Source organism: Pseudomonas knackmussii B13 (assembly GCF_000689415.1).
Lineage (GTDB): Bacteria > Pseudomonadota > Gammaproteobacteria > Pseudomonadales > Pseudomonadaceae > Pseudomonas > Pseudomonas knackmussii.
The window spans coordinates 2,431,973-2,452,553 of the sequence record NZ_HG322950.1; the positions used below are offsets into that span (position 1 = coordinate 2,431,973).

Sequence of the window (20,581 nt, forward strand, 5' to 3'; positions counted from 1 at the left end):
GGCGCGGGCCTCAGGCGTTGGCTTGGGTGAGGTTGAGGTAGGCGGCGGCGTCGAGCAGTTCGCCGAACTGGCCGGCGTCGCTGGGGCGCATGCGGAAGAACCAGCCGCCGTTCAGCGCGTCGTCGTTGACCAGTTCCGGCGAGCTTTCCAGCGCGGCGTTGACCTCGACCACCTCGCCATCCAGCGGCATGGTGATGTTGCTCGCCGCCTTCACCGATTCCAGGGTCGCCACTTCCTGGCCGGCGCCGTAGGTGCCCGGCTCCGGCAGCTGCACGAACACCACGTCGCCGAGCGCCTCTTGGGCGTAGGTGGTGATGCCGACGGTGATCAGGCCATCGGCTTCCAGGCGCAGCCATTCGTGTTCGACGGTAAAGCGTACTTCGCTCATGGGGTGACTCCTCGAGGTGGGGTTCGCCGCTTCTTCTGGCGGGCGATGGTTAACGGGCTCGTGCCGGGCAGCGAGCGGTCTCGAGGAAGAAAAAGCAAGGGCGGTGCCAATCTCAATTTATTCAATGGAAACAATGACTTGAGATCTATTCAGGATATCTGGACAGGCTTGCGCGTATCGAAACCCATACGCGCGGCGCCGTCCGCACTCCGGGCGTTGCCGGGCACCCCGCGTGGTGCCTGGCGTTGCGTGCTTTGGATTGAAATCGATACGTCGTATTGAAATCGATACGGGCGCCGGAAGCGCCCGTCCTTGAGGCCCGCGAGCGGGGTCAGGCCTTTGCGGGGATGCCGTACTTGCGCAGGCGGATGGCGATGGCGCTGTGCGAGGTGCACAGGCGCGCGGCGAGCTGGCGGGTGGAGGGGTAGCTGCCGTACAGGCGGCTGAGCAGGTCCTTCTCGAAGCCTTCGACGGCTTCTTCCAGGCTGCCGATCTCGCCGCTTCCGGGGCGGGCCACGGCGGTGCCGGCGATGTCCAGGTCGGCCAGCTCGACCAGCGTGCCCTCGCAGACGGCGGCGGAGCGGAAGATCACGTTCTGCAGCTGGCGCACGTTGCCCGGCCAGCGGTTGCCCAGCAGCGCTGGGAACGCGTCGGGCGCCAGCCGGCAGGGCGGCCGCTGGATCTGCGTGCAGGCCTGGCGCATGAAGTGCTGGGCCAGCTGCAGGATGTCCTGCCCGCGCTCGCGCAGCGGCGGCACTTCCAGGTTGAGCACGTTGAGGCGGTAGAACAGGTCTTCGCGGAAGTTGCCTTCGCCGACCATCTTCTCCAGGTCGCGGTGGGTGGCGCTGAGGATGCGCACGTCGACCTTCACCTCGCGGTCGCCGCCGATGCGGCGGAAGCAGCCGTCGCTGAGGAAGCGCAGCAGCTTGGCCTGCAGGTAGGGCGACATCTCGCCGATCTCGTCGAGGAACACCGTGCCCTGGTGCGCCAGCTCCAGCAGGCCCGGCTTGCCGCCGCGCTGGGCGCCGGTGAAGGCGCCGGGCGCGTAGCCGAACAGCTCGCTCTCGGCGAGGCTTTCCGGCAGCGCTGCGCAGTTCAGCGCGAGGAACGGCTGGTCGCAGCGGGCGCTGGCGGCGTGGCAGGCGCGGGCGACCAGCTCCTTGCCGGTGCCAGTCTCGCCGTGGATCAGCAGCGGCGCGTCCAGGGCGGCGACGCGCAGGGCGCGGGCCTTGAGCGCGCGGACCGGCTGCGAGTCGCCGATCAGCGCGTCGAAGCCTTCGGCATGGTCGTGGTGCAGCGCGGCGAGGCGCCCGCCGATGCGGTTCGGCGGGTAGAGGGTGAGCAGGGCGCCGGTGAGGGTGTCGTTCTCGTGGATCGGCATGGCGTCGAGCAGCAGCGCCTGGCCGCGCAGGGTGACTTCGCTCAGCGGCAGGCGGAAGCCCTGTTCCAGCAGTTGCGTGGCGAGCGCTGGATCGTCGAACAGCTCGGCCAGCGGGCGGCCTTCTGGCGAGCCTTCGCAGAGCGGGTGCAATGCGGGGTTGGCGAGCAGCACCAGGCCGTCGCGGTCCACCGCCAGCACCGGGTCGCTCATGGCCGCGAGCAGGGCGTCCAGCTGCAGGCTGCGGCGCTGGCCGGGGAGGATGTCGACCACGGTCACCGTCTGCACGCCGCGCACCTGCAGCAGCGCTTCGCGCAGTTCGTCGAACACCGTGAAGCTGAGCGCCGGGGCGTCCAGGTAGACGTTCGGCGGCACCATCTCCACGGCGTCGAGGTTGAGGTTGCGGCCGACCAGCAGGGCCAGGACTTCCTGGGTGATGCCGACGCGGTCGATGAAGCTGACGTGGATGCGCATGAATGGGTCCTGCGTGAAAGGGGGAGGTCAGCCGTGCACGGGCTGGCGCGTGTTGGCCGCGAGGTCTTCGAGGAAGGCGCGCAGGATCGGCGGTGGCGCCACGCCGCGGCGGGTGATGGCGTCGAACGGCGACATCAGGTTCAGCGCGCTGGCGCCCAGGCGGCGCATCTCGCCGGTCTTCACCCACTGCTCGGCGAAGTGCGCCGGGAGGAAGCCGATGTAGGCCCCGGAGATGATCAGGATGGCCGCCGCCTCGATGTTCTCCACGGTGGCGGCGGCCTTGCTCACGCCCAGCTGTTCGAGGTCGTACTGCTGCATGTAGCCGCGCGCGACTATGCGGCAGGCGCGCACTTCTTCGAGCAGGCGGCCGTTCTGTTCCTTGCTGGCGAACAGCGGGTGGCGGCGGCCGCAGAACAGGCCCAGGGCCTCCTGGTACAGCGGCAGGTACGACAGCCCCGGCACGCGCAGCGGGAAGTGCCCGATGGCCAGGTGCAGGCGGCCGTCGAGCACGCGCTCCTCCAGCTCCGCCGGGGCGCCGATGTAGACGTTGAGGTGCGCGTCGTGGCCGCGCGAGACGAAGCGCTGGGTGGTGCGCGGCAGCGGCGAGTCCGGGTCGGTCAGGGTCGAGTCGATGATGCCGAGGTTGAGCTTGCCGCTGATGTGCTGCTTGAGCACGTCGGCGTCCAGGCAGAAGCCTTCCACCGCGGCCAGCAGGCGCAGGGTCGCCTCGTGGATCGCCACGCCCTGCTCGGTGAGGCGGAAGCCGCTGCGCCCGCGCTGGCAGAGCTTGACCCCCAGGCGCGTCTCCAGGTGGGTCATCTGTTCGCTGATGGTCGACTGGCCGGCGTTGAGCGCGGCCTGGGCGGCGGAGAAGCCGCCGCAGCGGACGATGGTGGCGAACACCCTGAGGAGTTTCAGGTCGACGTCGTGCAACTGGATCACGCGGGCCTCCCGTCCAACTTTCACATCGCCCGGGCTGATATGAGCGTTGGATCGACTTGTTTTTTCCAAGGTAAACCGCGGGCGCCGCCGGCGGCAACGCCGGTTGCCGCCGCCGGGCCTGTACGAACGTGCCGGAATTCCCGGACTCGTAGCGTCCGAGCGCTTTCCAAACGAGTATCCGACTGACCCCGAAAGCCCCGCTGCAGACAGCGCGCGGGCGCTCCCGCTCGCGCGTGGATGATGGGGAAAGGGTGGGTTCGATACTTCGGGATCGGCGATGTGAGTATCTGTACTTGCGCATTTTTCAGGCGGCCGCCTGCGCCCATATTCGGTCCAACGGCGGTCGCAGCGTCCGCTCCGCCTCCCCACCAAGAACAAGAATTGGAGAAGCACGAACATGGCCAAGCACGGTTATGAATCCGGTCGCCTGAACCTGCCCTTCGTCGGGCACTGCACCTTCGCCAAGGCGCCCATCTGCACCGACTGGAACGCCATCGACGCCGACGTCGCCATCCTCGGCGCGCCGAACGACATGGGCACCCAGTGGCGCTCCGGCGCGCGCTTCGGACCGCGCGGCATCCGCGAGGCGTCCACGCTGTTCTCCTTCGGTCATGCCGGCGCCTACGACCACGAGGACGACGCCACCTACCTCACCGAGGACCAGGTGCGCATGGTCGACGTCGGCGATGCCGACATCGTGCACACCGACATGCAAAGCAGTAACGACAACATCGAATCGGCCGTGCGCCAGATCCTCGCCTGCGGCGCCATGCCGGTGGTGCTGGGCGGCGACCACTCGATCCACGCGCCGGTGATCAAGGCCTTCGAGGGCCGCGGGCCGATCCACATCGTGCACTTCGATGCGCACCTGGACTTCGTCGACGAGCGCCACGGCGTGCGCTACGGCCACGGCAACCCGCTGCGCCGCGCCTCGGAGATGGACCACATCGTCGGCATGACGCAGATGGGCATCCGCAACGTGTCCTCGTCCAACCGCGCCGACTACGACGCCGCCCGCGAGGCCGGCTCGCAGATCCTCTCGGTGCGCGACGTGCGCGGCCTGGGCTGCGACGCAGTGGTCGACATGATCCCGCAGGGCCGCGACTACTACATCACCATCGACATCGACGGCTTCGACCCGTCCATCGCCCCCGGCACCGGCACCCCGAGCCACGGTGGCTTCCTCTACTACGAGGTGCTGGAAATCATCCAGGCGCTGGCCAAGCGCAGCCACGGCCGCGTGGTCGGCATGGACCTGGTGGAAGTGGCGCCGGCCTACGACCCCGCCGGGGTCACCTCGATCCTCGCCGCGCAGCTGCTGATGAACAGCATCGGCTTCATCTTCCACGCCCGCGCCCAGGCTCGCTGAGCCCGGCCCGACCGTCATGCAACCGGCGGGCACGAGCGCCCGCCACGTTACGAGGACATGAGAGTGGACACCAAGGTCAAAGAATATCTGCAGCGCTACGGCATCTCCGAAGCGACCCAGCGCTTCCTGTCGAAGGCGCAGAAAATGTTCATCGGCGGCGCCTGGGTCGATGCCAGCGACGGCGCCACGGCGGAGGTCATCGAGCCTTCCACCGAAACCGCGCTGACGCGCATTCCCATGGGCACCGCGGCCGACCTCGACCGCGCCGTGCAAGCGGCCCGCGCGCAGTTCGACGGCGGCCCCTGGCGCCAGCTCAAGCCGCTGGAGCGCGAGCGCCTGCTGCACCGTCTGGCCGACCTGCTCGAAGCCAACGCCGAGGAGCTGGCCGAGATCGAATCGATCGACATGGGCAAGTCGGTGGCCCAGGCCCGCGCGGTCGACATCCAGGGCAGCGTCGACACCTTCCGTTACTTCGCCGGCTGGGCCAGCAAGATCCACGGCCGCAGCGTCGAGCCGTCGCTGCCGGGCAACTACGTCGCCTACACCCGCAAGGAGCCGGTCGGCGTGGTCGGCGTAATCGTGCCGTGGAACTTCCCGCTGCAGACCATGGCCTGGAAGCTCGGCGCCGCCCTGGCCGTCGGCTGCACCGTGGTGGTCAAGCCCGCCGAGCTGACCTCGCTGTCGGCGCTGCGCTTCGCCGAACTGGTGCAGGAAGCCGGCATCCCTGACGGCGTGGTGAACATCGTCAGCGGCCGCGGCAGCGTGGTCGGTGCGGCCATGGCCGAGCACCCGGGCATCGACAAGCTGAGCTTCACCGGCTCGACCCCGGTGGGCTGCAATGTCGGCAAGGCGGCGCTGGACCAGATGAAGCGCCTGACCCTGGAGCTGGGCGGCAAGTCGCCGGTGATCGTCTGCGCCGACGCCGACATCAAGGCGGCCGCCCAGGCCGTGGCCAACGGGGTGTTCTTCAACTCCGGGCAGGTCTGCGACGCCGGCACCCGCGCCTACGTGCACCGCAGCATCTACGCCGAGTTCCTGCGCGAGCTGGCCGACTACACCGCGAGCCTGAAGATGGCCCCGGGCCTGGACCCCGACTGCTTCATCAGCCCACTGGTGTCGAAGCAGCAGCAGGAGCGCGTGCTGGCCTACATCCAGGCCGGCAAGGAGGAGGGCGCCGAGGTCTACTACGGCGGCGAGGCGGTCGAGGGCCCGGGCTTCTTCGTGCAGCCGACCATCTTCGCCAACTGCCGCAACGACATGCGCGTGGTCCGCGAGGAGATCTTCGGCCCGGTGCTGGTCACCGCGCCCTTCGATGACGAGGAGGAGGCCGTGGCGCTGGCCAACGACTCCGAATTCGGCCTGGCCGCGGCCATCTACTCCAACGACCTGGGCAAGGTCCACGGGCTGATCCCGCGCCTGCGCGCCGGCACCGTCTACGTCAACGCCCACAGCACCCTCGACCCGAGCATGCCGTTCGGCGGCTACAAGCAGTCCGGCTACGGCAAGGACCTGGGTGCCGAGCAACTCGATTACCTGCTGGAAACCAAGGCGGTGTGGATCACGCTGCCCTGACCGGCAGCCGACGAAAAATCCCTACCGCTTGACGCCAGGTCCTGTACCCGGCGCCACGCTCATCCGAGACTGGGTGATCGGGCGCAGGACCTGTCTGGTGAGACTCCATACGAAAACAAGAGAGGAGATAACCATGAAGTCAGATCCGAAAGTGCTGCCGCTCCCCGAGGCGCAGCGCGGGTTGGAAATCGAAGGACACTCCATCGATTTCATCGAGGAACACGAGCGCACCGACAAGCTCTCGACCCAGGGCCCGTTCTGGTTCGTCGGTAACTTCACCTTCTTCACCATGACCATCGGCTTCGTCGGCCCCAGCGTCGGCCTGAACGCCATGTGGACGATGATCGCCGGCACCCTCGGCATCATGTTCGGCACCCTGTTCATGGCCTTCCACGGCTCCCAGGGCCCGCACCTGGGCCTGCCGCAGATGATCCAGTCGCGCGCGCAGTTCGGCTACCGCGGGGTCATCCTGGTGCTGTTGGCCACGCTGTTCGTCTTCGCCGGCTTCAACATCGTCAACCTCGTGTTGATGATGCAGGGGCTGCACACGCTGTTCCAATGGGGGCCGATGCAGGTGGCCCTGGCGGTCTCGGTGCCGGCGACCCTGCTGGCGATCCTCGGCCACGACTGGATGCACAAGACCTTCAAGTGGTCGCTGTTCCTTTCCCTGCCGCTCTACGGGCTGATCTCGGTCGCCGTGCTGATGGGCTGGATCCACTCCACGCCGGCCGCCGCGGGTACGCCTGAAGCGGTAGCCCTGGGCTTCACCTGGACCGGCTTCGTCGCCCAGTTCGCCGCCGGCGCCAGCTACAACATCGCCTACGCGCCCTACGTCTCGGACTACTCGCGCTACCTGCCGAAGAACACCTCCAGCGGCAAGCTGATTGCCGCCGTGTTCGTCGGTGCCTCGCTGTCCGGCGCCTGGATGATCGCCGTCGGCGGCTGGCTGGCCGAGCACCTGCACGCCACCGATGTCCTGGTCGCGCTGAACGCGGTGGGCGCCAGCTTCGCGCCGCAGCTGGGCACCGTGGTGGTGGCCGTCACCATCCTGGCGTTCCTGCCGGTGATCGCGATGAACATCTACAGCGCCAAGCTCACCACCATCACCGGCCTCGACTCGTTCCGGAAGGTCAAGCCGACCGCCAGCGTGCGCATCTGGGCGATCCTCTTCGTGGTGCTGCTGCAACTGGGCGTGGCCATCGCCATCAACGCCTCCGGCTCCGGCCTGTCGATGCTCAACATGTACCTGGTGGTGATGCTGTACTTCCTGGTGCCCTGGACCGCGGTCAACCTCACCGACTACTTCTTCGTGCGCAAGGGCCGCTACGCCATCCCGCACTTCTTCCTGCCCCACGACAACATCTACGGGCACTGGGGTAGCCGTGGGCTGGTCGCCTACCTGATCGGCTTCGTGGTGATGATCCCGTTCTTCACCATCTACAACGGCGCCGACGAGGTCTTCGTCGGACCCCTGGCCAAGGCCATCGGCGGTGTCGACATGGCCTGGCTGGTCGGCCTGATCGTCTCCGGCGTCGCCTACTACCTGCTGTGCCTGTCGCTCGACCTGGAGAAAGAGGAAAAGCTCATTCGCCACATCGAGAGCACCTCCCCGCATTTCTCCACCGGCAAGACCTGGTAACCGAATGGCGCGCTCGCCGCGCCTAGCGAGATCCGAAATGACCAACAAATACGACTACATCATCATTGGTGCGGGTTCGGCCGGCTGCGTTTTGGCCAATCGCCTGAGCGAAGACCCGCGTACCTCGGTCCTGGTCCTGGAGTTCGGCGGCAGCGACCGCAGCGTGATCATCCAGATGCCCAGCGCGTTCTCCATCCCGATGAACACCAAGAAGTACAACTGGCACTACGAGACCGCCTCCGAGCAGCACCTGGACGGCCGCCGCCTGCACTGCCCGCGCGGCAAGGTGCTGGGCGGCTCCTCGTCGATCAACGGGCTGGTCTACATCCGTGGCCACGCCTACGACTTCGACGAGTGGGAATCCCTCGGCGCCAGGGGCTGGGGCTATCGCAACTGCCTGCCGTACTTCAAGCGCGCCGAGGGCTACAAGTTCGGTGGCGACGACTACCGTGGCGCCGAAGGCCCGCTGGCCACAAACAACGGCAACAACATGCAGAACCCGCTGTATGGCGCCTGGGTCGAGGCTGGCGCGCAGGCCGGCTACATCAAGACCGACGACTGCAACGGCTACATGCAGGAAGGCTTCGGCGCCATGCACATGACGGTCAAGGACGGTGTGCGCTGGTCCACCGCCAACGCCTACCTGCGCCCGGCCATGCAGCGGCCGAACCTGACCGTGGTCACCCACGCCATGACCCGCCGCATCCTCCTCGAAGGCAAGCGTGCCATCGGCGTGGAGTACGACGAGGGCGGCAAGACCCACACCGTCTACTGCGAGCGCGAAGTGCTGGTCAGCTCCGGGCCCATCGGCTCGCCGCACCTGCTGCAACGCTCCGGCATCGGCCCGGCGGCGGTGCTGCGCAAGGCCGGCATCGAGGTGCGCCACGACCTGCCCGGGGTCGGCGAGAGCCTGCAAGACCACTCGGAAATCTACATCCAGTACGCCTGCAAGGAGCCGGTCACCCTCAACGGCAAGATGAGCCTGCTGGGCAAGGCGCTGATCGGCCTGCGCTGGCTGCTGTTCAAGGACGGCCTGGGGGCGAGCAACCACTTCGAGGCCGGCGGCTTCATCCGCTCGTCCAAGGGCCTGCGCTGGCCGGACATCCAGTTCCACTTCCTGCCCGCAGCCATGCGCTACGACGGCGACAAGCCGTTCAAGGGCCACGGCTTCATGATCCTCACCGGGCCGAACAAGCCCAAGAGCCGCGGCTACGTGCGCGCCGTTTCGGCCGACCCGTACCAGCACCCGGAAATCCGCTTCAACTACCTGGAGAGCGAGGAGGACCGCGAGGGCTTCCGCCGCTGTGTGCGCCTGACCCGCGAGATCATCGGCCAGCCGGCCATGGACCGCTTCCGCGGGGAGGAACTGGCGCCCGGCCCGCAGGTGCAGACCGACGAGGAGATCGACGCCTTCGTCCGCGCCAACATGGAAAGCACCATGCATCCGTGCGGCTCCTGCCGGATGGGCGAGGACGATCTGGCGGTGGTCGATTCCGAGCTGCGCGTGCGCGGCATCCAGGGCCTGCGAGTGATCGACTCCTCGGTGTTCCCCACCGAGCCCAACGGCAACCTCAACGCGCCGACCATCATGCTCGCCGAGCGCGCCTCGGACCTGGTGCGCGGCCGCGAGATGCTGGCGCCGGCGAACGTGCCGGTGGGGGTGGTGGAGGACTGGGAAGAGAACCAGCGCAGCCGCGCGCCGGTGCGCCAGGTCAGCGCCTGATGGCAGCGGGCCGGTCGCGTCAGGCCGGCCCGCTCGCGAACGCCGCCAGATGGAGCTGGCGGTACGCGGCCACCAGCTGATCGAGCGAGAAGGCCAGGTTGCGCCCGCTCGGGTTGGGCAGGACCCAGACTGCCGCACCGCCGAAGCGGGTCGCTTGCAGCCCCCAGGCGACATCGCGCTGGCCGGACAAGGCGCAATAGGCCGGCTTGCCGAGAAAGGCCAGGAAGCGCGGGGCATAGCGTCGGACCTTGGCTTCGAAAGCTTGCGCCGCCGCAGCGAATTCCTGCCGGCTGAGCTGATCGGCGCTCGCCGTTGGTCGCTCGACCACGGCCGTCAGCCCGCAACGGTATTGCAGGAGCGTCCGGTCCTGTTCCGGGCGCATTTCCTCGGGCGTGAAACCGGCCCGGTGCAGGGTGCGCCAGAAGCGATTGCTCCTTCCGGCGAAGTGATGCCCCTGGGCCGCCGCCTTGAGCCCGGGATTGATGCCGCAGAAGAGCACTGCCAGGTGCTCGGCGACGATGTCTTCCAGTCTTGCGTCCACGCCGGACCTCGCTAACTGCAGATCACTTCGACCGCATTGCGCGCCAGCTCGCTCAGCTCGGCGCGTGGCACGCCGGCCCGTGCGCGGATCGAAATGCTGTGCAGCAGGGCAGAGGACAGCACGGCGAGGGCCGCCGGGTCCGCATTGGCCTTTAGCTCGCCGGCCTCGACCGCCACCCGCAGGCGCTGTTCGAGGTCCGCGTCGAGCTTGTTCAGCAGGTGCGCGAGGATCGCGCGTATCTCCGGGTCCTCGACGGACTCGGTGGTCGCCGTGCCGATGGCGAAGCAGCCGCGCGGCTGGCCGTCGCCGGAGAAATAGATCGATAGCTGGCCCTCGTAGAAGCGCAGCAGGGCCTCGCGCAGGGACAGGCTGCTGTCGGCCAGCGCCGCCTGCATGGCTGCTGCCGCCGTTTTCCAGTACTGCTCCAGCGCCTTGATGTAGAGGGCGTGCTTGTCGCCGAAGGCCGCGTACAGGCTCGGCCGGTTCATGCCGGCCGCGGTGGCGATGCTGTCCAGGGAGGCGGCGGCGTACCCGGTATTCCAGAACACGCCCAGCGCCTGCTGCAGCGCCGCATCGGGGTCGTAGGCGCGCGGGCGGCCGCGGCCCTTTTTCTCGTCGGTATTTTTTTGTGCCATGGTGTACAAAAATCCTTGAGCGTCGTTCGGGTTGGGGATATTCTGACATCGTCGCACAAAATTCGGGAAGCACAAGTTCCCGTCTTCCAGGCTTGTCGTGACGGCGCCCGAACGGGGCGCCCAAGCGGTTGGACCGGTGCGGCGGAGCGATCCTCCTGGCCGCACGCGGTGCGACCGGATTTGTGGGAGCGGTTGGCTGGGCGTCGAACGCAGTGCCAGTTCCACCGGGCTTGATTCCTCACAGTAACGATTGACGTCAGGGCCGCAGGCGACCGAGCAGGTGTCCGCCCGCAATCCCGGTAACAGGTGCATACGATCATGACTAGCCAAATCGACATCAAAGCTGGCGCTGCTCTTGAGGAGCCTGCGCCCAACGCGGCCGGCAAGCCGACCCGCAAACCCCTGAAAGCGCGGTTGCGGCCGTGGCTCATGACGGGTTTCCCCCTGCTGCTGGCGGCAGCGGGCTACGCCTACCACAGCGCGAACCAGCCCTTCGTCTCCACCGACAACGCCTATGCGCGGGTGGCGCGGACTTCAGTCAACGCACGCATTTCCGGGCAGGTCGTGGAAATAGCGGTCGAAGACAACCAGCACGTGCGCAAGGGCCAGCTGCTGTTCCGCATCAACCCCGAGCCGTTCCAGATCACGGTCGACCGTGCCGAGGCGCAACTGGCCAATGCACGGCTGCGCATCGAAGGGCTCAAGGCGAGTTACCGCCAGCAGCAGGCCGATCTGCAGGGCGCCCGCGAAATGGCCGACTTCGACCAGAAGGAGTTCGCCCGCAAGCAGGCGCTGGTTGCCAGTCAGTTCGTCTCCCAGGCGATCTATGACCGCGCGAATACCGACCTCAAGGTCGCCCGGCAGCGCATCGCCTCCATCGAGCAGCAGATCGCCAATACGGTGGTCGCCCTGAGCGGCAATCCGAACATCGATGTCGACAGCCACCCGACCGTGCGCGAAGCGAAAGCCCAGCTGGACGAGGCGCGGCTGTACCTCTCCTACACGAGCGTCTATGCGCCAGACGACGGCATCGTCGCCAAGGTCGACGACCTGCAGGTGGGCAACTACCTGAACAATGGCGCGCCGGCCTTCGCCCTGCTGTCGAGCAGCAAGGTCTGGGTCGAGGCCAACTTCCGCGAGACCGAAGTCACCCACATGCGCCCCGGCCAGGTCGCGAGCATCAGCCTGGACACCTACCCGGACCACCGCTTCAAGGCCCACGTGGTGAGCATGAGCCCCGGCGCCGGCTCGGACTTCGCGCTGTTGCCGCCGGAGAACGCCACGGGCAACTGGGTGAAGGTCGTGCAGCGGGTGCCGGTGCGCCTCGAACTCGACGAGGTCGACCCCTTCCTGCCGCTGTACTCCGGCATCAGCGCGACGGTGAAGGTCGATACCGGCTACCGCGCGCCCTGGTGGCATCCGCTGAAATCGCTGTTCACCGCGGGGACCTGACCATGAACGCCACTGCCATTGCCCATCCGACGGAGGAGGGTGCGCGAGCGCTGCGTTACGCGGCACTGCTGGCGACCTACCTGCAATCGGTGAACCTCCCGCTGCCCAATGCCGCGCTGCGTTTCATCCAGGGCAGCCTGTCGATGGCCGACGACCAGGTCGGCTGGATCTTCACGGCGTACTTCGCGGCGAGCGCCATCACCCTGCCGATTGCCTCATGGCTTGCCGCGCGCTTCGGCCTGCGCCGGGTCTATTTGCTGGCGCTGGCGGTGTTCGCCCTAGGCCTGGTGCTGGCGACGCTGTCGACCACGCCGCTGGCCTTCAGCGGCGCGCGCATCATCCAGGGCGCGGCGAGCGGCGTGCTGGGGCCGCTGTCGATGGCCATCGCGCTGGAGACGCTGCCCGCCGCCCGGCGTGCGAAGTTCGGCGTGGTGCTCACGGCCATCGTGCTGTCGGGCATCGCCACCGGGCCGAGCATCGGCGGTTGGGTCAGTGACCTGTTCGGCTGGCGCTGGATGTTCTACCTCGGCTTGCCGGTGACGGCCTACATTGTCCTCGTGATGGGCTTGTCGCTCGCCGAGAAGAAGGCCGCGCAGCGTCCGCCGTTCGACTTCTTCGGCTACGGCAGCTTCACCCTGGGCGTGATTGGCCTGCAGCTGCTGCTCGACCGGGGCGAGCGCCTGGACTGGTTCGCCTCGACGGAAATCTGCGTAGAAGCACTGGCCAGCGCGCTGGGCTTCTACCTGTTCGCCGTGCACCGGCTGACCACGAAGACGCACTTCCTCGGCAAGCATCTGTTCCGCGACCGCAACTTCGTGCTGTCGACGGTGATCTTCTTCGCCCTGGGCTTCGTGCTGCTGCCGACCCTGGCGCTGACCTCGCCGATGCTCGACGAAATCCTCGGCTACCCGCCGATCACCACCGGCTGCCTGACGCTGCCGCGCGGGGCAGGGCTGGTCGGCGCCTTCCTTCTCGCTGCGCGCATGCCCGAGCGCATCGACCCGCGCCTGGTGGTCGCGGCCGGCGTGGCGCTGGTCGCCTACGCCAACTGGCTGATGCTCGGCTATTCGCCGCTGATGGACTGGCGGCCGGTCGCCGTCGCCGGCGCGCTCCAGGGCATCGGCCTGGGCGTGCTGATGCCGTCGATCAGTAAGGTCGCATTCAGCACCCTCGATCCGCAGTTCCGTCCGGAAGCCACCGGGCTGTTCAACCTGGCGCGCATCTACGGCAGCACCCTCGGCATCGCGATCGTGCAGACGTACTTCTTCAACAACATGCAGGCGATGCACATGGCGCTGGGCGGCAATCTCACCCCGTTCCACGGCGCCGGCGCGGCCCTCGCCGCATCGAGCGCTTCGCCCGCGCTGCTCGGGCTGAACGAGATGCTCACCGGGCAGGCCGCCTTCGTCTCGGTCCTCGGCCAGTTCAAGGTGCTGATGCTGGCGATGCTGGCGGTCGCACCGCTGGTTCCTTTCCTGCGCAAGCCGAACCCGGCCAGCTAGTTTTCGTGGAGTCAGGCAGATGAACACTCACGCATCGATTCGCAACAGCCAGCGCCCGTTCTTCAAGGCGAGTGCGCTTGCAACCTTCATGGCGCTGTCGGCCTGCACGGTCGGCCCGGACTTCAAGACGCCGGCACCCAGCCCGTCGCAGCACTACGACCGCCAGGCCGAGCAGCGCCTGGGGCAGGGCGAGGGCAACGACCAGCGCATCGACTCCGGCAAGCCGGTCAGCGGCGACTGGTGGAGCGCCTTCGGCTCGACCAAGCTCGACGCCGTAGTGCGCCGGGCGATTGCCGGCAACCTGGAGCTGGCAGCGGCAGACGCGACCATCCGCCAGGCGGCGGCGTCGGTCGCCGCCGCGCAAGGGGCGCTGTATCCGCAGGTGAGCCTGGGTGCCGCGGGCGGACGCCAGCGCACGCACAACGGGCCGGAGCCCATGGTGGCCAACTTCTATGCGATAGGGCCGCAGGTGAACTTCGACCTCGATGCCTTCGGCGGCACCCGCCGGCAGATCGAGCGGCAGGACGCCCTGACCGAGTTGCAGAAGCATCGCTACGAGGCCGCCTACCTCACCCTGACCGGCAACGTCGCCAGCCAGGCCCTGCTGATCGCCTCGGCCAATGCGCAGATCGAAGCCGTGCAGCAACTGCTCGCCAACGATGCGAAGAACCTCGAACTCGTGCGCCTGGCGAAGCTCAACGGCAGCACCACGCAGATCGACGTCTCGCTGGCCGAAACGCGCCTCGCCCAGGACCGCACATTGCTGCCGCCGCTCGCCCAGCAGCGCGATGCGGCGCGCCATGCGCTGGCGATCCTGACCGGCAACGGGCCGGCGGACTGGGTGGCTCCGGACTTCGCGCTGACGGAGTTCAGCCTGCCGTCGAACGTGCCGCTCAGCCTGCCTTCGGAGCTCGCCCGCCAGCGGCCGGACGTGCTGCAGGCCGAGGCCGAGCTGCACATGGCCAGCGCCGAGATTGGCATCGCCACGGCGAACCTCTATCCGCACGTCGAGCTGTCGGCATCGCTGGCCATGTCGGCGGCCGGCAATGGCGGCGCGGCGCTCTGGAACCTGGTCGCCGGCGTGGCCGGCCCGCTGTTCGACGGCGGCACCCGCGAGGCCGAGCGCCAGGCATCGGTCGCGGGCTACCAGGCCTCGCTCGCCGGCTACCGGCAGACCCTGATCCAGTCCTTCGGCCAGGTCGCCGATACCCTGCAGGCGATGAACCACGACGCCGAGCAGGGCCAGGCCCAGGCCGATGCGCTGCAGGCCGCGGCCACCAGCCGGCAGCTGAACCAGCAGGCCTACGCCCAGGGCGAGAACAGCGTGCTGCAGGTGCTGGAGGCCGAGCGGGCCTACGAGCAGGCGCTGCTAGGCGACATCCGCGCCAGGACCGCGCGCTACCTCGACACTGTGCAGCTGTTCGTCGCGCTGGGCGGCAACTCGGTCGGCGTCTTCGAGCAGCAAGTCGCGGGCGCCGAAGCGCGCAAGCCAGCCCCGCGTTCCTGATTCCCCCTTCGCCATGCCCCAGGTACGGCCCCGCCAGCGGCGTCGCAACCCGTGTCGTGCGCGTTATTCGGGTTTCATCCAGAGGAGAAAGACCATGGCCAGCCATGCATTCCGCGACACCAGATTCCCGCTGTTGCACGGGGCGGGCGCGATGCCCGCCGTCGGCTTCGGCACGCTGTTCCGCGATCTCTCGGTCACCACCGAGGCGATCACCGCGGCGCTCGACGCCGGTTTCCGCCACTTCGACTGCGCCGAGCGCTACCGCAACGAAGCGCAGGTGGGCGTGGCCTTCCGCGAGGCCATGGACCTGTGGAAGGTCCGCCGCGAAGAACTGTTCATCACCACCAAACTGTGGAATACCAACCACCGTCCCGAGCGCGTGCTGCCGGCCTTCGAAGCGAGCCTGCGGCGGCTGCAGGTCGACTACGTCGACAGCTACCTGATCCATACGCCTTTCGCCTTCCAGCCTGGCGAGGAGCAGGACCCGCGCGACGAGCAGGGGCGGGTGATCTACGACACCGGCGTGACCCTGCTCGACACCTGGCGCGCACTCGAGCAGCTGGTGGACAGCGGCCGCTGCCGGTCCATCGGCCTGTCCGACGTCTCGCTGCCGGCGTTGCAGGCCATAGTCGCCGAAGCGCGGATCAAGCCGGCGGTGGTGCAGATCGAGGCGCATCCGTACCTGCCCGAGTGGGAGATGGTCGAGTTCTGCCGGCAGCACGGCATCGTCGTCCTGGCCTTTGCGCCCCTGGGGCATGCCATGGAGCCGAACGTGCTGGAAGAGCCGGTGCTCACCGAGATCGCCCAGCGCCTGGGGCGCACGCCGGCACAGGTCGCCCTGGCCTGGTCGGTGCAGCGCGGCGTGGCCTTCCTGACCACCTCCACCTCGCCGGCCCACATGCGCGAGAACTTCGCCCTCGAGCCGTTGCCCGAAAGCGCCATGGACGAAATCCGCGAAAGGATCGAGACGCGCGTGCGCTTCAACTCGGTGGTGGAAACCGGCGTGCCCGGCTTCATACCGCGCAAGAAGTAGCTGCTGTCGGGGGGATCGGCATCCGCACCCCGAATGGACTAGCGTGAAGAGGCCGGCGGCGGTTCCCGCACCGCCGGCCCGGCCCCTCGAGGAAGACACCATGGACATCCTGCAGAGCATGCGCTTCTTCGCGACGGTCGCGCAGTGCGGCAGCTTCACCGCCGCCGCGCAGCAGCTGGACACCAGCACGACCACCGTTTCCAAGGTGATTTCCAGCCTGGAAGACCGCCTGCACACCCGCCTGATCAACCGCACCACGCGCCGCCTCGCGCTGACCGAGGCGGGCGTTCGCTACTTGCAGCGTTGCGAGAAGATCCTCAACGACGTGCGCGAGGCCGACGAAGAAGCCGGCAGCAGCCACAGCACGCCAATAGGCCGGCTGAAGATTCACGCCATGGCGGCGGGCGGCAATCACTACGTGATCGACGCCATCGCGCAATACCGCGAAAGCTACCCCTCGGTGATGTTCGACCTGGTGCTGACCAACCGGGTGCCGGACCTGCTGGAGGAGGGCTACGACATGTCCATAGTGCTGGCCAAGGAACTCCCGGATTCTGGGTTCGTTGCCCAGCGCCTCGGCATGACCTACAGCATCCTCTGCGCCTCGCCGGCCTACCTGAAGCGACGGGGCGTGCCGGCTTCGCCAAGCGATCTCTACGCCCACGACTGCCTGCGCATCGTGAACACGGTGATGCCGGTGGAGCACTGGCGCTTCGAGGGCGCGAACGGGGTGGAAGTGGTGGACACCCCATCGTCGCCGTTCCAGATCAATACGGCCGACGGCATGACCATCGCGCTGAGCCGTGGCATGGGCATAGGTATCCAGCCCGTTGCATCGGCGATAGAGGGACTCAAGGCGGGGACGCTGGTGCGGGTGCTGCCGGATTACCGGTTCGAGGAGTTCGGCATGTTCGCCGTGTATCCGTCACGCAAGTTCGTCGATGCGAAGACGCGGACCTGGATCGAGTTCCTCAAGACCTGCATCCCGCGCATGCTCGAGGTGGACGAGAAGATCGCGAAGGGCTGAGGCGGGGGAGCGGTGCAGAAAGGATGGAGTGTCGACCCTCCATCAAGCGTGCAGCGGACTCAACCGTTGGAGCATTGGCCCATCACCAGGTACTGCAGGGTGTGCTGCTGGCCGTGCGAGTCTTCGTAGGTCATGCGTACCGGCACCGCGCCGCACTGGTCCGGGATCTCGCTGGTGCCGACCACCTTCTGGATATCCAGTTTGGTCGCGTAGGTGTAGTTCTCGATGGGCGCTGCGCTGGCTGCGGTCGAAGGGTTCTCGGCCGCGAAGAGCGGCATGCCGGCGCCGAAGAGGGCGAAGAAGAGGGCGGTTTTCTGGAGGCTCATGGCGTTCACCGTATCGAGTGGGAAGTGGGACTTCACGTGCACCTCGGGAGCGCCTGGACGGCTCGCTCATTCGCTCCCTTGGATGGCTCGATACTAGGTACAACGCCTTTGCCGACACAGCCGGCGGCGGGACAAACACTGTTGGCGAAAAATGCAGGAATGGGTGTTGCCGGCGCCCTCAGTCGCGGCTCGCCTTGAGCTGTTGCCAGGCCGTGTCGAGGGATTTGCGCTGGGCTTCGGGCAGGCTCTCCAGCAGGTAGCTGCGCCGCCGCTGTTCGACGGTCAGTACCTGCCCGGGCGCATCCTTGAGCAATGCCTGCATGGCTGCCGAGGTGTTCGGCAGCGGCGCGTAGAAGCGCGTGAAGTGGGCGTTGCGCACGGCGTTTTCCGGGGCCATGAGGAAGTCGATGAAGCGGTAGGCGAGCTCCGGGTGCGGGGCGTTGGCCGGGATGGCCAGGGTGTCGATGTAGATGGCCGCGCCTTCGTCCGGAATCAGGTAGGCCAGCTGCGGGTTCTTCTCCTTGGCCAGCACGGCGTGTCCGCTCCAGCTCATGCTCAGGCAGAGCTTGCCGGCGGCGGCCTCGTCGATGTAGTCCCAGCTGCTCAGCACACGCAATTGCCGGGTGATGGGCTGCAGGCTTTGCACGGTGCGATCTATTTGCCGACCGCTGCTGGTCGCCAGGCTGCGGCCTCGATAGTTGAGTAGCAGCGAGGTGGACTCCTCGGCGGCATCCAGCATGCCCAGGCCGCAATGGGCCAGGCGGCCGGCCTGCTGCTCGTCGAACAGCAGGCTCCAGCTGTTGGGCAGCGCGCTGCCGTAGGCGGCCTGGGCGAGCTTCGGGTTGACCAGCAAGCCGATGGAGCCCCACAGGTACGGAACGACATGCTGGTTGGCGTCGGTGATCCCGGCGAGCGCTGAAATCACCCAGGGGTCGAGGTTGCGGTAGTTCGCCAGGCGCTGGGTATCGAGCGTTGCCAGCCGATGCTCCGCAAGCAGCTGCCGAAGCATGAAGTGCGTCGGCACGACGACGTCGTAGGCCTCGCCCTTGGCCATCGTCTGCATCAGCTCATCGGTGGTGGTGAACGAGTGGTACTCCACCCGAACGCCGGTCTGCTTGTGGAAGTCCTCCAGCACCGCCGGGTCGACGTAGTCCTTCCAGTTGTAGAAACGCAGGGTTTCCTCGGCGTGGGCGACGCTGCAGGCGAACAGGGCAAGCAGGCAAAGCAAGTGCTTCATGACGACAACTCCGGTGAAGTTGAGGCACGTGCCGCGGCAGCATGCCCGACTGGCCCTTCCCTCGAGCCGAGGAGCTGGATTCAAGTGCCTTTCACCGGGAGAAGCTTGTTCGAGGCGGCCAAGTCGTTGTGCCTGGGTGCCAAGTTGGCGGATTCGCGCACCAGGTCGCTGCGGCGCGCAGGCGCCATCGCATTCCGGCATGGCTCGCATCGACATGTGATATTGGCCGCGCGCCGTGCCCGGCTCTTAGCATTTCCCGTGTCTCCCCTGACAACGAGAACAACAAGTGGACCTGGGAAAAATCCTGCGCCGTAGTGCGCTCTACTGGCCTGATCACGAGGCCGTCGTCGACAGCCGCAACCGCATCACCTTCGCCGAACTCGAACGCCGCACCAACCGCCTGGCCTCCGGCCTGCAGGCGCTCGGCCTGGCGCGCGGCGCCCACGTGGCGATCCTCGCGCCGAACCGGGTGGAACTGGTCGAGGCGGAAGTCGCCCTCTACAAGAACGCCATGGTCAAGGTGCCGATCAACGCGCGCCTGGCCGCCGACGAGGTGCTGCGGGTCCTGCAGGACTCGCGCAGCCAGGCGGTGATCGCCGAGGGGCCGTTCGCGGCCCTGATCGCCGAGCGCCGCGCGGCGCTGCCGGACCTGCGCCTGGTCATCCCGCTGGCCGAAGCCGGGGCCGACGTGCCCTACGAGCAGGTGCTGGCGCGTGGCAGCGACCAACACGTCAGCTGCGATCCGGCGGACGACTGCCTCGCCGTGCTGCATTACACCTCCGGCAGCTCCGGGGTACTGAAGGCCGCCATGCTCAGCGTCGGCAACCGCAAGGCGCTGGTGCGCAAGAGCATCGCCAGCCCCACCTGCCGTTCCGGCCCCGGCGACGTGATGGCCCATGTCGGCCCGATCACCCACGCCAGCGGCATGCAGATCATGCCGTTGCTCGCCGCCGGCGCCTGCAACCTGCTGGTGGAGCGCTACGACGACCGCCTGCTGCTGGAGACCATCCAGCGCGAGCGCGTCACCCGGTTGTTCCTGGTGCCGGCGATGATCAACCGCCTGGTGAATTTCCCCGCCGTCGAGTCCTACGACCTCAGCAGCCTGCGCCTGGTGATGTACGGCGCGGCGCCCATGGCACCGGCCCTGGTGCGCCGGGCCATGCAGGTCTTCGGGCCGATCCTGGCGCAGGGCTACGGCGCCGGCGAAACCTGTTCGCTGGTCACCGTGCTCACCGAGCAGGACCACCTGGCCGCGCTGGACGACCCCAAGCGCCTGGCGTCCTGCGGCCGCTGCTACTTCGACACCGACCTGCGCGTGGTGAACGAGGATTTCGAGGACGTGAAGGCCGGCGAGATCGGCGAGATCGTCGTGCGTGGGCCGGACATCATGCAGGGCTACTGGCAGGCGCCGGAGCTCACTGCGGAGGTCATGCGCGACGGCTACTACCTTACCGGCGACCTCGCCACGGTGGACGAGCACGGCTACGTGTTCATCGTCGACCGCAAGAAGGAAATGATCATTTCCGGCGGCTTCAACATCTATCCGACCGAAGTGGAGCAGGTGCTCTACAGCCTGCCGGAAATCTATGAGGCGGCGGTGGTCGGCGTGCCCGACGAGCAGTGGGGCGAGGCGGTCAAGGCGGTGGTGGTGCTCAAGCCCGGCATGCAGCTGGACGAGGCACGCATCATCGAGCAGTGCGCCGCGCAGCTGGCCGGCTTCAAGAAGCCGCGCAGCGTCGATTTCGTTGACGAGCTGCCGAAGAACCCCAACGGCAAAGTCGCCCGGCGCCTGGTGCGCGAACCCTACTGGCAGAACCAGGAACGGCGGATCTGAGG

Annotated in this window: 17 protein-coding genes; 10 read left to right on the forward strand and 7 right to left on the reverse strand. The window is 67.6% G+C overall.

What is annotated here, in order from left to right:
* Positions 1-10: 10 nt before the first annotated feature.
* The 3 genes from gcvH to PKB_RS11505 form a co-directional block, all read right to left on the reverse strand.
* Positions 11-388, reverse strand: coding sequence for a glycine cleavage system protein GcvH (gene gcvH / locus PKB_RS11495; protein WP_043251831.1), 378 nt, complete (start codon positions 386-388; stop codon positions 11-13).
* 331 nt (positions 389-719) lie between these two features.
* Positions 720-2,240: a sigma-54-dependent transcriptional regulator gene (locus PKB_RS11500; RefSeq protein ID WP_043251832.1), complete on the reverse strand. Its 1,521-nt coding sequence runs from the start codon at positions 2,238-2,240 to the stop codon at positions 720-722.
* 27 nt (positions 2,241-2,267) lie between these two features.
* On the reverse strand, positions 2,268-3,182 hold the full coding sequence (locus tag PKB_RS11505) for a LysR family transcriptional regulator (RefSeq protein ID WP_043251833.1): 915 nt from the start codon (positions 3,180-3,182) through the stop codon (positions 2,268-2,270).
* Between the two features lie 397 nt (positions 3,183-3,579).
* Here PKB_RS11505 and speB point away from each other — a divergent pair, with 397 nt between their 5' ends.
* From speB to betA, 4 genes are all read left to right on the forward strand, one after another.
* Positions 3,580-4,551, forward strand: coding sequence for an agmatinase (speB, locus tag PKB_RS11510; RefSeq protein WP_043251835.1), 972 nt, complete (start codon positions 3,580-3,582; stop codon positions 4,549-4,551).
* 63 nt (positions 4,552-4,614) lie between these two features.
* Complete coding sequence (locus PKB_RS11515) at positions 4,615-6,123, forward strand: aldehyde dehydrogenase family protein (protein WP_043251837.1); 1,509 nt, start codon at positions 4,615-4,617, stop codon at positions 6,121-6,123.
* A 133-nt stretch (positions 6,124-6,256) separates the two neighbouring features.
* On the forward strand, positions 6,257-7,762 hold the full coding sequence (locus PKB_RS11520) for a purine-cytosine permease family protein (RefSeq protein ID WP_052355241.1): 1,506 nt from the start codon (positions 6,257-6,259) through the stop codon (positions 7,760-7,762).
* 37 nt (positions 7,763-7,799) lie between these two features.
* The gene (gene betA / locus PKB_RS11525; protein WP_043251839.1) at positions 7,800-9,485 is read left to right on the forward strand and encodes a choline dehydrogenase; all 1,686 of its coding nucleotides are present in this window, start codon (positions 7,800-7,802) and stop codon (positions 9,483-9,485) included.
* A 19-nt stretch (positions 9,486-9,504) separates the two neighbouring features.
* Here betA and mug read toward each other — a convergent pair whose 3' ends face one another.
* Together mug and PKB_RS11535 are read right to left on the reverse strand one after the other, a co-directional pair.
* The gene (mug, locus tag PKB_RS11530; protein WP_052355242.1) at positions 9,505-10,026 is read right to left on the reverse strand and encodes a G/U mismatch-specific DNA glycosylase; all 522 of its coding nucleotides are present in this window, start codon (positions 10,024-10,026) and stop codon (positions 9,505-9,507) included.
* 11 nt (positions 10,027-10,037) lie between these two features.
* Positions 10,038-10,661: a TetR/AcrR family transcriptional regulator gene (locus PKB_RS11535; RefSeq protein WP_043251841.1), complete on the reverse strand. Its 624-nt coding sequence runs from the start codon at positions 10,659-10,661 to the stop codon at positions 10,038-10,040.
* 318 nt (positions 10,662-10,979) lie between these two features.
* Here PKB_RS11535 and PKB_RS11540 point away from each other — a divergent pair, with 318 nt between their 5' ends.
* The 5 genes from PKB_RS11540 (at position 10,980) to PKB_RS11560 (ending at position 17,182) form a co-directional block, all read left to right on the forward strand.
* Complete coding sequence (locus PKB_RS11540) at positions 10,980-12,113, forward strand: HlyD family secretion protein (protein WP_043251843.1); 1,134 nt, start codon at positions 10,980-10,982, stop codon at positions 12,111-12,113.
* A 2-nt stretch (positions 12,114-12,115) separates the two neighbouring features.
* The gene (locus PKB_RS11545) at positions 12,116-13,615 is read left to right on the forward strand and encodes a DHA2 family efflux MFS transporter permease subunit (RefSeq protein WP_043251845.1); all 1,500 of its coding nucleotides are present in this window, start codon (positions 12,116-12,118) and stop codon (positions 13,613-13,615) included.
* Positions 13,616-13,703: 88 nt separating this feature from the next.
* Complete coding sequence (locus tag PKB_RS11550) at positions 13,704-15,122, forward strand: efflux transporter outer membrane subunit (RefSeq protein ID WP_422613535.1); 1,419 nt, start codon at positions 13,704-13,706, stop codon at positions 15,120-15,122.
* A gap of 94 nt (positions 15,123-15,216) precedes the next feature.
* Positions 15,217-16,155: an aldo/keto reductase gene (locus PKB_RS11555; protein WP_043251848.1), complete on the forward strand. Its 939-nt coding sequence runs from the start codon at positions 15,217-15,219 to the stop codon at positions 16,153-16,155.
* 100 nt (positions 16,156-16,255) lie between these two features.
* On the forward strand, positions 16,256-17,182 hold the full coding sequence (locus PKB_RS11560; protein ID WP_043251850.1) for a LysR family transcriptional regulator: 927 nt from the start codon (positions 16,256-16,258) through the stop codon (positions 17,180-17,182).
* Between the two features lie 59 nt (positions 17,183-17,241).
* Here the strand turns inward: PKB_RS11560 and PKB_RS11565 are convergent, their stop codons facing one another.
* Both PKB_RS11565 and PKB_RS11570 read right to left on the reverse strand, forming a co-directional pair.
* Complete coding sequence (locus tag PKB_RS11565) at positions 17,242-17,508, reverse strand: DUF2790 domain-containing protein (RefSeq protein WP_043251852.1); 267 nt, start codon at positions 17,506-17,508, stop codon at positions 17,242-17,244.
* A gap of 178 nt (positions 17,509-17,686) precedes the next feature.
* Positions 17,687-18,745 (reverse strand): extracellular solute-binding protein, encoded by a 1,059-nt coding sequence (locus PKB_RS11570; RefSeq protein ID WP_043251854.1) that lies wholly within the window; start codon positions 18,743-18,745, stop codon positions 17,687-17,689.
* A gap of 286 nt (positions 18,746-19,031) precedes the next feature.
* Here PKB_RS11570 and PKB_RS11575 point away from each other — a divergent pair, with 286 nt between their 5' ends.
* The gene (locus PKB_RS11575; protein ID WP_043251856.1) at positions 19,032-20,579 is read left to right on the forward strand and encodes an AMP-binding protein; all 1,548 of its coding nucleotides are present in this window, start codon (positions 19,032-19,034) and stop codon (positions 20,577-20,579) included.
* The last annotated feature ends 2 nt before the right edge of the window (positions 20,580-20,581 follow it).

What these genes read in the sequence shown, in the direction of transcription:
- speB (WP_043251835.1), top strand. Translation starts at nt 3,580, where the DNA reads ATGGCCAAGCACGGTTATGAATCCGGTCGCCTGAACCTGCCCTTCGTC.
- PKB_RS11565 (WP_043251852.1), bottom strand. Translation starts at nt 17,508, where the DNA reads ATGAGCCTCCAGAAAACCGCCCTCTTCTTCGCCCTCTTCGGCGCCGGC.
- PKB_RS11555 (WP_043251848.1), top strand. Translation starts at nt 15,217, where the DNA reads ATGGCCAGCCATGCATTCCGCGACACCAGATTCCCGCTGTTGCACGGG.
- PKB_RS11550 (WP_422613535.1), top strand. Translation starts at nt 13,704, where the DNA reads ATGGCGCTGTCGGCCTGCACGGTCGGCCCGGACTTCAAGACGCCGGCA.
- PKB_RS11540 (WP_043251843.1), top strand. Translation starts at nt 10,980, where the DNA reads ATGACTAGCCAAATCGACATCAAAGCTGGCGCTGCTCTTGAGGAGCCT.
- PKB_RS11535 (WP_043251841.1), bottom strand. Translation starts at nt 10,661, where the DNA reads ATGGCACAAAAAAATACCGACGAGAAAAAGGGCCGCGGCCGCCCGCGC.
- betA (WP_043251839.1), top strand. Translation starts at nt 7,800, where the DNA reads ATGACCAACAAATACGACTACATCATCATTGGTGCGGGTTCGGCCGGC.
- PKB_RS11545 (WP_043251845.1), top strand. Translation starts at nt 12,116, where the DNA reads ATGAACGCCACTGCCATTGCCCATCCGACGGAGGAGGGTGCGCGAGCG.
- PKB_RS11520 (WP_052355241.1), top strand. Translation starts at nt 6,257, where the DNA reads ATGAAGTCAGATCCGAAAGTGCTGCCGCTCCCCGAGGCGCAGCGCGGG.
- PKB_RS11500 (WP_043251832.1), bottom strand. Translation starts at nt 2,240, where the DNA reads ATGCGCATCCACGTCAGCTTCATCGACCGCGTCGGCATCACCCAGGAA.
- PKB_RS11560 (WP_043251850.1), top strand. Translation starts at nt 16,256, where the DNA reads ATGGACATCCTGCAGAGCATGCGCTTCTTCGCGACGGTCGCGCAGTGC.
- PKB_RS11570 (WP_043251854.1), bottom strand. Translation starts at nt 18,745, where the DNA reads ATGAAGCACTTGCTTTGCCTGCTTGCCCTGTTCGCCTGCAGCGTCGCC.
- gcvH (WP_043251831.1), bottom strand. Translation starts at nt 388, where the DNA reads ATGAGCGAAGTACGCTTTACCGTCGAACACGAATGGCTGCGCCTGGAA.